This is a genomic window from Paenibacillus herberti (assembly GCF_002233675.1).
In the GTDB taxonomy this organism is placed as follows: Bacteria; Bacillota; Bacilli; order Paenibacillales; family Paenibacillaceae; genus Paenibacillus_O; species Paenibacillus_O herberti.
The window spans coordinates 809,028-823,252 of the sequence record NZ_NMUQ01000002.1 but is presented as its reverse complement, the minus strand read 5'-3'; the positions used below and the strand labels follow the sequence as shown (position 1 = coordinate 823,252).

15 protein-coding genes are annotated in these 14,225 nt (G+C 42.0%); 9 read left to right on the top strand and 6 right to left on the bottom strand.

Annotated elements, in window-relative coordinates:
• Positions 1-20: 20 nt before the first annotated feature.
• Positions 21-1,064 carry an IS630 family transposase gene (locus CGZ75_RS16035; RefSeq protein ID WP_425436469.1) on the bottom strand — a complete coding sequence of 348 codons (1,044 nt, stop codon included), beginning with the start codon at positions 1,062-1,064 and terminating at the stop codon, positions 21-23.
• On the opposite strand from CGZ75_RS16035, the gene CGZ75_RS24665 reads away from it, so the two are divergent.
• The 9 genes from CGZ75_RS24665 (at position 1,018) to CGZ75_RS15995 (ending at position 9,547) form a co-directional block, all read left to right on the top strand.
• The gene (locus tag CGZ75_RS24665) at positions 1,018-1,368 is read left to right on the top strand and encodes a hypothetical protein (protein WP_176444819.1); all 351 of its coding nucleotides are present in this window, start codon (positions 1,018-1,020) and stop codon (positions 1,366-1,368) included. The two genes, CGZ75_RS16035 and CGZ75_RS24665, sit on opposite strands and share 47 nt — an antisense overlap.
• 415 nt (positions 1,369-1,783) lie before the next feature.
• Complete coding sequence (locus CGZ75_RS16030; protein ID WP_089525275.1) at positions 1,784-3,523, top strand: ABC-F family ATP-binding cassette domain-containing protein; 1,740 nt, start codon at positions 1,784-1,786, stop codon at positions 3,521-3,523.
• Between the two features lie 249 nt (positions 3,524-3,772).
• Complete coding sequence (locus tag CGZ75_RS16025; protein ID WP_089525274.1) at positions 3,773-5,140, top strand: FAD-binding oxidoreductase; 1,368 nt, start codon at positions 3,773-3,775, stop codon at positions 5,138-5,140.
• 32 nt (positions 5,141-5,172) lie between these two features.
• The gene (locus CGZ75_RS26525) at positions 5,173-5,274 is read left to right on the top strand and encodes an S-layer homology domain-containing protein (protein WP_425436500.1); all 102 of its coding nucleotides are present in this window, start codon (positions 5,173-5,175) and stop codon (positions 5,272-5,274) included.
• 164 nt (positions 5,275-5,438) lie between these two features.
• Positions 5,439-6,359 (top strand): phosphatidylinositol-specific phospholipase C/glycerophosphodiester phosphodiesterase family protein, encoded by a 921-nt coding sequence (locus tag CGZ75_RS16015; RefSeq protein ID WP_089525272.1) that lies wholly within the window; start codon positions 5,439-5,441, stop codon positions 6,357-6,359.
• 25 nt (positions 6,360-6,384) lie between these two features.
• Positions 6,385-7,083, top strand: a complete 699-nt coding sequence (locus CGZ75_RS16010) for a response regulator transcription factor (protein WP_089525271.1) — start codon at positions 6,385-6,387, stop codon at positions 7,081-7,083.
• Positions 7,070-8,353 (top strand): HAMP domain-containing sensor histidine kinase, encoded by a 1,284-nt coding sequence (locus CGZ75_RS16005; RefSeq protein WP_217900072.1) that lies wholly within the window; start codon positions 7,070-7,072, stop codon positions 8,351-8,353. The genes CGZ75_RS16010 and CGZ75_RS16005 overlap by 14 nt, the downstream gene beginning before the upstream one ends.
• A 75-nt stretch (positions 8,354-8,428) precedes the next feature.
• Positions 8,429-8,890: a phage tail protein gene (locus CGZ75_RS16000; protein WP_089525270.1), complete on the top strand. Its 462-nt coding sequence runs from the start codon at positions 8,429-8,431 to the stop codon at positions 8,888-8,890.
• Positions 8,891-9,136: 246 nt separating this feature from the next.
• The gene (locus CGZ75_RS15995) at positions 9,137-9,547 is read left to right on the top strand and encodes a hypothetical protein (protein ID WP_089525269.1); all 411 of its coding nucleotides are present in this window, start codon (positions 9,137-9,139) and stop codon (positions 9,545-9,547) included.
• A 360-nt stretch (positions 9,548-9,907) separates the two neighbouring features.
• Here CGZ75_RS15995 and CGZ75_RS26585 read toward each other — a convergent pair whose 3' ends face one another.
• From CGZ75_RS26585 to CGZ75_RS15975, 5 genes are all read right to left on the bottom strand, one after another.
• Positions 9,908-10,216, bottom strand: a complete 309-nt coding sequence (locus tag CGZ75_RS26585; protein WP_483869965.1) for a YhjD family protein — start codon at positions 10,214-10,216, stop codon at positions 9,908-9,910.
• 209 nt (positions 10,217-10,425) lie between these two features.
• A complete protein-coding gene (locus CGZ75_RS15990) occupies positions 10,426-10,674 on the bottom strand; it encodes a hypothetical protein (RefSeq protein WP_089525268.1) in 249 nt (82 codons plus the stop codon).
• Positions 10,675-11,357: 683 nt separating this feature from the next.
• Positions 11,358-11,798 carry a stalk domain-containing protein gene (locus CGZ75_RS15980; RefSeq protein ID WP_176444882.1) on the bottom strand — a complete coding sequence of 147 codons (441 nt, stop codon included), beginning with the start codon at positions 11,796-11,798 and terminating at the stop codon, positions 11,358-11,360.
• A gap of 94 nt (positions 11,799-11,892) precedes the next feature.
• Positions 11,893-12,831 carry a hypothetical protein gene (locus CGZ75_RS24655; protein WP_141136793.1) on the bottom strand — a complete coding sequence of 313 codons (939 nt, stop codon included), beginning with the start codon at positions 12,829-12,831 and terminating at the stop codon, positions 11,893-11,895.
• A gap of 53 nt (positions 12,832-12,884) precedes the next feature.
• The gene (locus CGZ75_RS15975; RefSeq protein ID WP_089525266.1) at positions 12,885-14,135 is read right to left on the bottom strand and encodes an ISL3 family transposase; all 1,251 of its coding nucleotides are present in this window, start codon (positions 14,133-14,135) and stop codon (positions 12,885-12,887) included.
• Positions 14,136-14,225: the final 90 nt, after the last annotated feature.

Genomic DNA, 14,225 nt, shown 5'->3' with positions numbered 1-14,225 from the left:
TATATAGAGCGCACTTAAGATCATAACCGAACAAGCAGACGATCGATGGTTTCCATCGGATTCTTATTAATTCGATTCATAAATTGACTCACATGAAGCTTGATCTTATAGAATTTTTCAAAGAATACGTTATTGACTACGTCAGCTTTGAGCCATAGCCACAAGCCTTCCACCGGATTCAGGTTCGGGCTGTAAGGCGGCAGAAAGACCAACTGCAAACGAGGATGTTTTTTGAGAAACGGCTGTAACGCTTTAGCATGATGAATGCGGCTGTTGTCCAGGATCAAGGCCATTTTTCCCGACGGGTACACAGAAAGTAGATCTTCAAGAAAGCGAACAAAAGCCGCTACATCCGCTTTCTCTTCTTCTCGATGATGCACCTGTCCGGTTTCGTAGTTAATCGCCCCAAACAACTTGGCTCCTTCATGCTTGCCGTAAGTCGGCACTTTGCGTTGCCTGCCACGTGGGAACCAGTTGTATTGCAGCGCTTGATAGGAGCGAATCATGGATTCGTCTTCAAACAGCAGATGATCGATTTCTTCGGCTTCCACCTGTTTCTTGAGCTGAGCGAACGTTTGCTTGCGGAAAAGGGCTTGGGCATCCGCATCGGCTCTAACCAGCGAATAGGTCGCTTTGGTAAAGCTGAAGTTCATGCGTCCCAGCATCGCGCTGATACCGCGTACGCTCATGGTGACACCAAACGTCATCTTGATCCACTCGGCTACCAGCGGAAGTGTCCAGGTGTGACGCGCTTCAAAGCCAACATCGACTGGGGTTTTCTGCTCCAGCATGGCGCCTAGCTGGCTGCGTTGCTCATCCGTGAGCTTTGTCGGTTGTCCGGGAGAATGATCCATTTCCAGCCCGGCAAGACCACGTTCTTGATACGCTTGCCAATAGAGGCTGATCGTTTGGCGCGTGCGATTGAGTAAATGGCCGATTTCCTCAAACGAGTGACCTTCAAAGCGAAGACGGACCGCCAGGTATCTCTCGTAAAGCCGTTTATCTGAAGTTTCTCTCATGGACACATTGAGTTTCTCCATTTCTGCAGTACTCATTTTCATCACCACCGGGTTCTTGTTACTATTCATTACCCACTTTGGTGGTAAGCCTGACTTTGTTCGTTTTTCACTTGCGCTCTATATAGATAAGTTTGATATTCCAAACACAACGGAAATAAAGGAGTTTATTCAAAGAGGATATCTTGACGTGGACGATGAGCTAAATTTTATTCCTACTGGTTGGACGCTTGAAGATGAATTAAAAAATTCATTAGTGTTGAGATTCTTTTCCAATTTTGTTCCATGTATAACTTTAGCTGTTGATGTGAGTAACAACCAAGTAGTAATGATTCAACTTTCAGGGGATTGAGCAGGAAGGTAGCACTATATTTGAAAAATGACCTACCTATGTTTATCATCCATCCTGTGATTAGTTTGTTAATCTTTTGCTCGATTCACTCGACTGCTCCTTTTGAAAGGCTTACCGATGAACGGATGATACGCCTACATCGCTTGATGTATGGGCCTATTTCGGTTACATATTTTGCTTAATCAACAGGCCTGATACTTAGCTTATATCTCTCGCTTAACGCATAGGGTCCCTGATAGGACCTTGCTTGCCTTTATCTGCTATGGTACACAGGCAAATCCCGGAATCAGAGGAGATACAAATACATTGAAGTTGTTTGTCAGCAGTGTTACTCTTACAACGGTAAACTCTGAATCTATGCTCTATAATACTTTCAATAATAGTCGCAAATTTAGTTGTACAGAGAGGTAATACGATGATAAAAGTTGAAAACTTATCCTTCTCATTTCCACAAAAAGAACTATATACAAACATTTCATTTACGTTAGAAGAGGCACAGCATTGTGCTTTTATTGGAACAAGTGGCAGTGGGAAAAGTACACTGATCGATATACTGATGGATCCAGAAAGATATTTGTTCGAAGGCAAGTTAGAGATAGATCCAACCTGCACAATTGGGTATGTAAGTCAGTTCTCCCAACTAGACAGCACGGAAGAAACGACCGTTTTTGAATACATCGGAGAAAAATTTATTAAGCTGCAAGATGAAATACAATCGATTTGTACGGAAATGGAAACATCAACGGATATTGAACCGTTACTCGAAAAGTACCAATTCGCTTTAGACGCATTGGAAGCAATGGGTGGGGAAGATTTTGAAAGTACCATTCATAAGCAGCTTAATTTAGCAAACCTTATGAAGCACAGAGATCTTAGGGTATCCCACCTGAGCGGCGGAGAATTCAAGCTTATTCAAGTCATGAAGGAAATGCTTAATCGTCCTGACCTCATGATTATGGATGAGCCGGATGTATTTTTAGATTTCGAAAACTTAAATGCGCTTAAAAAGCTTATTAATTCCTATAAAGGAATGCTGCTAGTTGTTACGCACAACCGATATCTATTGAATCATTGTTTCAACAAAATTATTCACCTTGAAAACACGGAGATTCAAGAGTTTGATGGGCGATATATGGAATATAACTTCTCCTTACTTCAGACAAAAATTGAGTTGCAAGAAATCGCAGTCGCTGAACAAGAAGAAATTGAGAGATACGATAACATCATTGATAACCTTAGAGCGATCGCAACTATTAATTCAGAAGCATCTAGAGGTAGAGCTTTAAAAGCTAGAGTAAGGTTTCAAGAGAGATTGGAAGCGCGTAGAATTAAAGCGCCATTTGTTGATATTAAGCAACCGGATATCAGTTTTGATATTGATCATGAGATTGAAGACACCACTGTTGTAAATGTCAATAATTATAGTGTTTCCTTTGATGAGCTGCTGTTAGACAATGTTAGCTTTGAGATAAAATCTACAGATAAAGTAGCCATTATCGGTCCAAACGGTACCGGGAAAACGACTTTACTCCGAGATATTTTTAACAATAATCATGATTCCATTGAAATTCATGCGGATGTTAAAGTGGCCTATTTATCACAGCTTCAAGGCGAAGTGTTAAAGGATTCTAATACCATATTAGAAGAATTCATTGATGCTGGGTTTAGCACGTATGATGAGGTTAAATCATATCTTTCACATTATGGCTTTGAAGGCAAAATCGTTGATCAGAAGATAGCATCTTTATCAGGTGGAGAAAAAAATATTCTTCAATTGGCTAAAGTTTCTGCTAGTAAAGCAAACGTATTGCTTCTTGATGAACCGACAAGCCATTTAGACACCTATACACAAATCGCATTGGAGAATGCCATTGCAGATTATAAAGGTGCGATTCTCATGATATCTCATGATTTTTATTCTGTTGTAAATGGTATGGATTATGTATTAATCATTGACAATAAGACGATTAGAAAAATGAAAATGAAAAAATTTAAACAAATGATTTATGCGCGTCATTTTGATAAAAACTATTTAGAAGCGGAACAAAACAAAAAAACAGTTGAAATGAAAATAGAATTGGCTTTAAAAGATACTAATTTTGAACTCGCAAAGGTATTAGTTGATGAGCTAGAAGAGCGGATTAAGTTGCTATAAATTAGCACCATCCCATGATGATGGTCGAAAAGTATCCATACAAAAGCCTCTGAGACTTTACGTTTCAGGGGCTTTTTGATTGGAAAGTTTCAGAAACGGATCCGTATCGCATTCCTCCAAGATTGACGTAGCAGATTCGCCCCCGAAAACAAGGCGTTTGCCGTTACCCGGACAGGTGTCCCTACATAGACATAAGCTGATGAGAAAGGCTTATGCCATGAATGCTATGGACAGGGATGGTGTAATAGGATGGTACAAAACCGGAAAAAGACAAGTACGCAATTGACCGGAAGGATCGTATTTCCGGATAATCCGTCATATAATGCGGCCAGAATGGAGTTCAATCGGCGATTTTCTAAATTTCCGAAGGTCATTGTTTTCTGCAAACGAACTCAAGATGTGATTAACGCAGTGAAATGGGCTCGCGAGCGGGGCGTAAGGCTGCGGGTGCGTAGCGGGCGGCACAGCTATGAAGGCTTTTCGGCTGTAAATGGCGGTATTATTATCGATGTGAGCGAGATGAATAAGGTTAAAGTTGATCGAAAAAATAGGGTGGCCATTGTGCAGACGGGAAATCCGCTTGCCCGTGTGTACCAAAAGCTGTGGGATAAGCGTGTGGCACTTCCGGCTGGGACTGCGCCTGACGTAGGCGTAGCGGGGCTTACCCTGGGAGGCGGCATTGGACTTCTCTCCCGCAAATATGGACTTACGTGTGATAACTTGAAACAAGTGAAGATGGTTGTAGCTTCGGGGCGGCATGGAGCAAAAACGATTGTGGTAAATCGAAAGAAACATTCCGATCTGTTATGGGCATCAAGAGGCGGCGGGGGAGGAAACTTTGGCGTTGCTACAGCTTATACTTTTCGGGTTAGACCCATTTCAACGGTTTCAATATACAGCATCACTTGGAAATGGGGCGATTTGGAGAAGGTGCTACCGGTATGGCAGCGCTGGGCCCCGTCTGTCACGAACCGCTTAACCTCAACCATTGAGGTGGCTGCCAAGCAGGTGGGAACGATTGTATCTACCGGGCAATTACTTGGCAGTGCAGAGGAGCTGCGTCGATTGATTAGACCGCTTTTGCGAGCAGGCACTCCGGTGAAGGTGATGGTCAAGACCGTGCCTTTTATTGAAGCGACCCAATTTTTTGCCGAATCGGACCTGAATTTGGAGCCGAAATTTAAAATAACCGGAGCTTACGGTTTTCAACCTTTGCCTCGTGAAGGAGTACGCATTATACGCGACTTTTTATCCAAAGCACCCAACAAGCATGCTAGCGTGTGGAGCCAAAGCTTGGGTGGTGCAGGAAGTGCGGTGAGTCGGGTATCGCCTACTGCAACCGCCTATCCTCATCGGAAGGCTGAGATAATCTACGAGCTGTCAGCCCGCTGGAGAGACGACGGGGAGCAGCAGCGGAATATTCAGTGGGTGAAAAAGTTCCGCAAAGCATTACGTCATTTTGTTAAAGGGGATTATGTGAACTTTCCCGATCTGGGGATTAAGAACTGGCCTAAGGCGTATTATGGCGTCAACTTCGGCAGATTGAAGCAAGTGAAACGAAAGTACGATCCTCATAATGTGTTTCGTTTTGCACAGAGTATTCCAGTTGGGAAATAGGTCAGAAAATAGAGCATTCCGTCACGCAAGCCGTGTACATGGGTAGTATTAGTGGTTATGGAGACAAATCCTTCCACCTAGATGCGGAAATCACTCGTGCAGAAATGGCTGTGATGATTGCAGAGGCCCTTTAAATTCAAAGTAGCCTTTTTCCCCATAGAATTATGAGAGACTCATGCAATTATGCATGGGTCTCTTCTATTTTCTACAAACTTCATAATTTCCTTCGTTTTTTCGCCAGTCCTCCTTAAAAACAGTTCTGTAGTATGGCTTACAGGGATGATACAGGAGGAAACGAATGATTAAGAAAATAGCGTTATTAAGCGCAATAATCACGCTTGTTCTTATTTGGTGCGGATGGGGAATTATCTGGTCCGGGAAGGAGAATGGGGCTTCTACCAGCTATAGCAGCGGCGGTTGGGCGGAAAATCAATTCATTGCCCATGCAATGGGTGGAATCGATGGTTCCAGCAATACGAACTCCTATGAGGCGTTCATAACAAGTTATAACAGAGGATATCGCTTATTCGAAGCTGATCTTTTGCAAACAACAGACGGGATGCTTATTGCAAGACATGATTGGTCGCAAAAGCTACAGCCAGGTCTCTTAGATCAATCAGGTGCTGTGTTAACGAGTTTGCAATTGGAGAGCTCACTTATAATGGGCAAATATCAGCCGTTAGTGTGGAATGATATCTTGCAATTGATGCAGAAGTATCCTGATTTTAATTTGATAATAGATACAAAAGCAAACAGCAAAAAGAGAATCCAGCAACAGTTTGAGTTTTTAGTGAATGAGGCGCATAGGACAGACCCTTCTCTACTAGAACGAATCATTCCTGAAATTTTCAGCCCCGAAATGTATGCTATTATAATGAAAATCCATCCCTTTCCCAATAAAATTTATTCGCTGTACAAATCTGGAGATTCGGCAGCAAGTATAGTGAAATTTGTGAAGGATAATCATATTTCAGTCGTGGCTATGCCCACATACCGGGTATTCATCAACCCTAACCTGGTCCAATCTCTAAATGAGTTAGGGGTTAGAAGTTATGTTCACACCGTCAATAGCCCCAAAATCATGACCATATTACGCAGCTTCGGAGTACATGGGTTCTATACCGATCAAGAGGCTTCTCCAGAAACTCTGGTACAAGTAATCGATAATCCAAGGAATATTAATTTGCAGGATATACTAACGCTGAATTGGAAAAAATAAGTAGCATATAAACGAAGGTGAAAAAATGGCTAAAAATAATATTCTTATCGTAGATGATGAATTAGAAATTAGAGAAGCGCTCGTGATTTATTTGAAAAGCGACAATGTTGAGGTGTTTACAGCCTCTAATGGTATCGAGGCTCTTGAAATACTAGAAAAAGAAACGATTCATTTGATCATTATGGATATAATGATGCCGCAATTGGACGGGATAAAAACGACATTTAAAATTCGGGAAAGTAAAAACATCCCCATAATCATGCTTTCTGCCAAGTCGGAAGCCAATGACAAGATCCTGGGCTTGAACGTAGGGGCTGATGATTACATTACAAAACCGTTTAATCCTTTAGAGCTAATCGCCAGAGTGCAATCCCAACTGCGAAGATTTACTAATTTGGGTGCATTTCAGACGACGGAGGACGAGATTATTCAGGTAAGAGGTCTGGTTCTCAACAAAAGCTCAAAGACCGTTGAAGTGGATGGCGAGGATGTCAGGCTGACCTCCAAAGAATACAAAATTTTAGAGCTGCTGATAGAGAATAAGGGCAGGGTCTTCTCGCTTGAACAGATTTATGAAAGAGTATGGAATGAGCCTATGTTAACCTCGGAAAATACGGTCGCTGTACATGTTAGAAATATCCGGGAGAAAATTGAGATTAATCCCAAGGACCCGAAATATTTGAAGGTCGTATGGGGGATTGGATACAAAATTGAAAAAAAATAAATCAAAACGGAAAGTCTCTATCGATCTCATAGCGATATTAATCGCGATCATTTTGTGGGCTTGTGCTTTTCCTGCAGATTATTATTTGCATCAAGGAGTTATCGATTTTATCCAGTACTTTCTGTTGTCTGCTGTTGTCTGTTTAATAGTGGGAAAGGCACTTTTCCAGTCCAACTATTCTCCTAAGCAGCGTGAGTTTTGGCGGGGGAGCGCGCTGGTGTATTATGTTCATTTATGGAAAGGCAGGATTAAAGACAGAACTATTACACTTTCCATCATCATTATTTTTATTTTAACAGCAATAGCAGGTATTTGTGGATGGAGAGCAGCTACTTATCCTGACAAGGGCGAAATGGTATGGCTCATTCTATACGAGGTCTTATATGTTCTGCTTGTTATTCCATATACAATGAGCAAACTTAGTCGATTCGTGAAGATTGTCAAAGGAACCAAAGAAATTGCCGAAGGAAATATTCGATATACGATTGAAGAAACGGGTAAAGACGCCCTTTCCAGGCTTGCCGGTTATATCAACAATATGAAGCTTGGATACCAGAACGCGTTAGACAATCAAATTAAAGGCGAACGTTTAAAGACGGAGCTAATCACGAACGTGTCGCATGATTTGAAAACCCCGCTTACTTCCATTATCAACTTCGTTGATTTATTGAAAAAAGAAGAGCTACAGTCAGAAAAAGCCCAGTCTTACGTCCAAGTTCTAGATCGTAAATCTTTAAGGCTGAAGATATTAATTGAGGATCTGTTTGAAGTGTCCAAAATGACCAGTGGCGCGGTAGAGCTGGATATTGAAACGATTGATGTGGCAACTTTACTTAAACAGGCCATTGCTGAATTCAGCTCTAATGTTGGCGATGCTTCGCTTGAGATTCGTGAAAAAATAGCCCAATCTCCTATTTATGCGGATTTAGACGGAAATAAAATTTGGCGTGTTTTCGAAAATCTAATCGGCAATGCCAAGAAGTATTCCCTCCCTGGTACCAGAATATATATTTATTTGGATGAAGATACAGATAAGGTTTCATTTAAAATCCAAAATACGGCCGTTTATGAAATTGATTTTGTTGCGGAAGAGTTATTCGAGCGCTTCAAAAGAGTGGACGAGTCCCGTCAGACAGAGGGTTCTGGACTAGGCCTCGCAATTGTTAAAAGCATCGTTGAGCTGCATAGAGGAGATATCAAAATAGAAATTCATGGCGATCAATTCAATGTCATCATAAACCTGCCTAAGCACAGTTTGGTCGCGGGGTAAGATATTGTTAAGATCGCGCAAGCATAAGTAATGACAAGGTTTATTGGATATAATGGGATAAAAGGAGAGATGAATATGTCCTATATCGTTGATTTTAAAAATGTGTCTACGGTTGGTCTAGAATCTTCACCTGTAGCAGAAGCGCTTGCTGGTTTACGTGCTAATGAAGCTCGATATTTTATGAACAAATACAAACATGAGTTTACGGTTGAACCAGCTAGCGAAAGCCAGGAAATCCTTGATTATGCGAACCGAGTTTTGCAAGAACGTGATATTAATTTTGCCGCCAAGCCTTTAGAAACGTCACAGTTCCAAGTGGAAAATATCAAATTTAGCTACGTCTTTTATGAGGATGGTCTGGCCATCAATGTTATGTATACGGTTGATGACCCTAAGAAGCGGGCTGTTGGTTTTAAGCTGTCCGAGGGGATGGAGATCCCACAGGAATTAGAAGGGAAGTTTAAGTTTGCTAGGCAGAAGTCCAAGCTAGCTGGAACAATTCGGGGTTCGTTTTTTGTAATTAAGGGAGAATATTAAATTTAGCAAAATGGATCAAAGACAGGGCCATCCGCAAAAGGATGGCTCTTATTCTTGTCGTTTTAGCGGTTAAACCCCCGTATTTAACAAAGCGTCGGGTATGCTGGTTATCGAGAAGTATTATGATATCAGCTCCGGGGCCCGTGTCATATATGATCCAAACAACAAAGTGACAGCTATTAAACTTTATGGTTTCGTGTTAGATTTTAATCATATAAACTGATTTATGAACTAAGGAGTAGTTGAATGGCGACACTGCGAGACAAGGAAAGCGGTACTTATGTTGAACTTTCTTTTTTAAATTGCATACCGGGGAATGACGAAGGATGTCGACTTAACTTCAAGTATTGTAAGGGAAATAGTGTACAATACGAGTTGGATTTCGGATGGACAAATCTTACAATAAGAAATTATGTTGAAGTGACTTCGAATTTTCCTCTTGAAGAGTTGAACGGCTTTAAGTTAAATAATCTGTATACATCTTTTGAAAAACATCTTTTCTACTTAGAATGGGCTAAAACAAAAGAAGAGAGTACATATAGTCTTCGCTTTTTCGGGTCTCAACAAGACTTTACATTGAATGTTGTCGATCATGAAGTCAGGCAGTTTGGCCACGACTTGAAATCCGAGTGGGAAAACGGACTTAGTCTTGCATAGTAAAAGTACTGAAAGCAAAACGTGAAACATGTACGCTAAGGATTGTGTTCCATTAAATTCAGAGCAAAACCGCTTAAGTAAGCCTGTTACCTCATAGATGCTAAAACGCACTAAACGAACAGAACGGCCCTACAAGCCATTTTCCCTTTTCGATCGGACCTTTCAAAGAAAATGGCGTGTAGGGCCGTTTATATGCTTCCGGTTAAACCCCCGTATTACAGAAAAGTTTCTGATGAATCTTTAGTAACAAATCGTGACTATATGGCAGAAAAGCTCAGAAAAACTGGTCTTGAACCGCTCTCCTTTTAAACCACGTTCCAGATTCCTTCGGCACTCTTATATGGATCTGAATAGATGCATCTAAATTTTAAGAGCCTTTCGCATATAATCCGTCAGTCTAATACTTATCTCTGAACGAACAATATCTCGCATTAGCACAAAACGGTCTTCATAACCTCGACATATAAAATGGTAGTGTGCGCGTTGCGTATCGACCTGATCCTCCGGAAATACACGAATGTTACTATTCCGGAGTGACCGTTTTATTTCATTTAGATCCCGAGAGACCAGATCCATCATGCGTTGAGTGGCACGGATGTAAATCGATCGCATGGCCAGCTGCGTTCGGTCTAGCTCAGAGCAGTTTCGTTCCATTAGCGAAAGTAGCATCGGCAACAGAGCTTAATCGCGAATCCAGCCAAGCTCATCACGAGTTTGTTGATTAACCGGTTTGGTCACTGATTGTGTGTTCGTAATGCAATGGAAAAATCAACATATTATTTCCTTCTCAGCTTTTCCAGCTTTCTGCAGCTGTGTTGCCACTCACGGAACATCAAAATCTCTGAATGGAATGATTACAGCGCGGCCGCCAAAATCGGCTAGCTGTATAGCTCCTCATTCATCGAGCATCCTCCTAATCCGAACGGAATGAATGTTATGACCCGACGGACTGGACTCGGTTCGTAGGTTCGGCTTCGTATGCTTTCGCGAATCGTTGGCCAGTGTTGTACGATGTGTCTGCGTAACTCTTTTACCGACATGTCATCTACGCCGTGGCTTCCTTTATTCGCTTCGACCTTTGCTAGCGCCGACAGCATATTCTCTCGTGACAGCACGTCCTCGATCATCTTTCGATACACTCCCCTGCGTGAATGATTCGTTCTCTTTGTGACGTTTATGAACTCCGCCCTTCCGGGTGCCCTTGCGTATTCACCACTACTTTCCCCGGATAAGTCCTTTCGAATTGTCTGCTTTCATCATCCATCCTCGAACGCCAAAATGCCTCATTCCCTCGTCCATGTTCAGCCCTTCCGCAGGCCGTTGCAACAGCCTGCGTACTATGGCCTCTGCTGACTTCTGTACGTTCTAGCTCACCCTCACGGGCAAGGTTACGAAGTTTGCTTCGCCTTCCGTACAGATCTCCCCAGGTAAGAACGCTATCTTCCTCTCCACCTATCTGCTTCATTACTCTCGTACGCCTTCGGCAGTATGGACTTTGGTTTGTTATGCAACCTCTCCCAACGTACGTTAGCCTTCTATGAAGTTCGTGTTCCTCAGACCGGAGATTTGCCGCCGGCTTCCTTCAGATTCCACCTCACGGTGGACACCCTTGCCTTAAGATATGGCTACTACTGCCTTCACCATTCGGGACTTGAACCCTAGAGATAGCGCCCATGCTGGGCGCACACAAAAAAGAGCCATCTCATAATAAGGAGATGGCTCTTTTTACCATAAGGTTTTCAAGTTCACTCTTCTGCTTTTTTAATTCCAAAATCTACTCTATTGAAGACTTAGAGCAAACTTTACCCGACTAATAGATTATTTTGCCCTTAACAGTTACTTTTTTCTCTTTGTTTTTCCACTCTATTTTTATATCTTTATTTAAAGCAACAATCGCTTCACGCAGCGGGATGTAAATTCTATTATCTTTTGAGATCGTAGATAATTTCATATTAACTTCTTCAATATTATCATCAAGTGTAATCTTAACTTTCTTCGAGTTCTTAAACCAATAAATAAATGCGTTAGAATTTCCTTCACTAGAAAAACCAGTAATAAAGCCTGCTCTGTTCTTATCCTCAAACCCCCACCTAGCTAAAGCCCCTACCATGTCCGTTAGAGTGTCAAGTTGGACGTATACATGGTCATTTACTACTGTGAAATCAGAATAAACCATGTCATTCCCTTCCACTTGTATGGAATTCGACGCAAATGTTGTAGGTGAACCGGAAAACAACAGACTTGTTGCCAAAATCGAACTACCTAGGACCTTCTTAAACATATTCCACCTCGTTAAGATCACCACTCACATTTAAATGGCAGCGGTGAGTGGCAACAGATTGATGTTAATAAATTTTAAACGATTCCGAGACAGGATTTGTTCCAGATTTAATGTAATCTATACTTCCTCCATGACTCCATGTTTCATTACTGAGTCCGGAAACTTCGGTAGGAAAAACAGAGACAGCGCCATCATTCTTAAGGAATTTAAAATCAAACCATTTACCGTATGAACTATATGGAGTTGAGAATTTTTTAGAAGGTGCTAAATCAGGAGGCATTGCAATGGAAGCAAGACGTTTAACTCTAAGATTTGAAGTTGACTGATCCGTTACAGTCACATCATAAAATACAGATGCTCCTAACTGAAATCTTATTCTCAACACACTTTCAGATGTTTTATAGTATACTTTAAAACTGGATATTACTTGACTTGGGGTTTGTTTCCGTGTTGTGTCAATGTAGTATCCCTCTGGTTTTATTGGTGTTGGTCCTGTATGTGGCTTTTCCACTCTAAAGTAAGGAAACCACCCAGTACCTTGTGTTCCACTATAAGTTGTAAAACCAGCTTCCACATAATCACCAATACCTACATACATAAGTGCTGCCTCACGTGCTGCCTGTCCTGTGCTTGCATTATATTCAGGCAGGATTATACTGGTTGAGAAAGTTCCAGTATAAGCACTTGTATTGGCAGGTGTTGTAATTCTGTTAAACGCCCCTGTTTTATAACCATTAGGATTATTGGAATTAGGCAGCAGTGCAAATGCAGATGGAGTTTTTTTTACTGCTGGCTTCTTGTGGGAAGATGAAAACAACGAAATCGTTTTAGAAAATTGTGTTGGAGAACCTTGCTGTTCTACTGGAGGCTCATAAGTATCCTGCGTTACGTACAGAAATCTTTCTTCTATTGCCCCTTCGGTAGAACTAAGGGCGGACGTTATTTCGGCTCTTCGCTCTATTGGATGGGCAATGCTCGAAAAAATAGTGTAATAGCCATGCAAATTCGTAAGAGTTTCTTTAAAACAGGGTATAAATGGGAGAGGGTAAAAAGGATTTAGACCCTGCGTGCTCCAAGCGCTGGAAGCCGAAGTTTGTTCGCGGTCATATAAACCATAGCAATCAGATTATGAACGTTTCTGTACCCCCGGGCTTTTCGTTTGGCAGCTTGCACAAGGCCATTAATGCCTTCGAGTAGACCGTTTGTCATCTTGCTGTGAAACCAACGAAGAATGCCTTCTTCATGGTTTTTCACCGTATTAGCAAGATCGATCATGGGTTCCAACTGGGAACGTCTCGCCCAACCTAACCATGCGCGTAAATAGACGTCAGCGAGTAGATGCGGCGTCGTCCATAGATCCTGCAAAGCCAACTTCAAGCGGTAGGCTCGGCCGGTTTTCAAGTTACTTCTAGTCAGATTGTTCAGTTGTTCTTTCTGTTCTGCTTTTAGGTTGGTTTCATTTTTCAACCATAAATATTTCGTTCGCTTTAGTTCTGGGTTTTCTTTTTGTTCGGCCTTGCGCACGTCATCAACGGCTTCATTCACCATTTTCATGACGTGAAACTTATCAAAGGTTATTTCTGCTGTGGGGAATTGCTCCTCAATTCCTCGAATAAATGCGACAGACATATCGCAGCAGATCTCCTGTATTTGTGCGGTTTCTGCGCCTTTATCATGCAGATGTTGGTTGAAACGCGCAAGGGTATCTTTCCCTTTTCCTTCTGTAGCGAACAGCACCGTCTTGGTATCCACATCCACAAACAACGTAATGTAGCGGTGACCGCGGCGTGATGAAGTTTCATCGATCGCTATTCGGCTGACTGAAGTTAGATCCACCTCAGCCATAGCTTGGTCGACGTAGTGATGGAAGATCCGCCACATCCGGGTGTCATGCTCTCGTAATTCACGAGCTGCTGCATTCACCGGCATTTCAGCCATTAATCGCATGGCCCATGCGTCAAATTGCAAGGTGAAATGCGATTTGGGACGTGACCATTTCACGGGTACTAGCGTTACCTTATTACAGTTCTTGCAGTCCGTTCTTGGAACTCTGGCATGCAAATAGGTTTTCCAGTTCCAGAAGTCGAGATGACGCCACATTTTTTTCTCTGTATCGTAAGCCTTACATGCGGTTCCGCAATTCGGACATGGAAACAGAGCTCCACGTTCAAAGTCGATAAATAAAGACCAAGCTTCATCTTGTTCATCGTACTCAATATGAGTTAATTTCCATGGTTCTTCAAGGGCTAACGCAACGTTGAACATGTCTGAAATTAGATTTTCGTTATGGCTGAATGAGGTCCACATCGTGTATACCACCCTATTAATAGTCTTAATAGGCAGTATGCTCAACTTCTCTAGTGAACAGACATCTGCCATTCACTGTAGCGAGGAAGC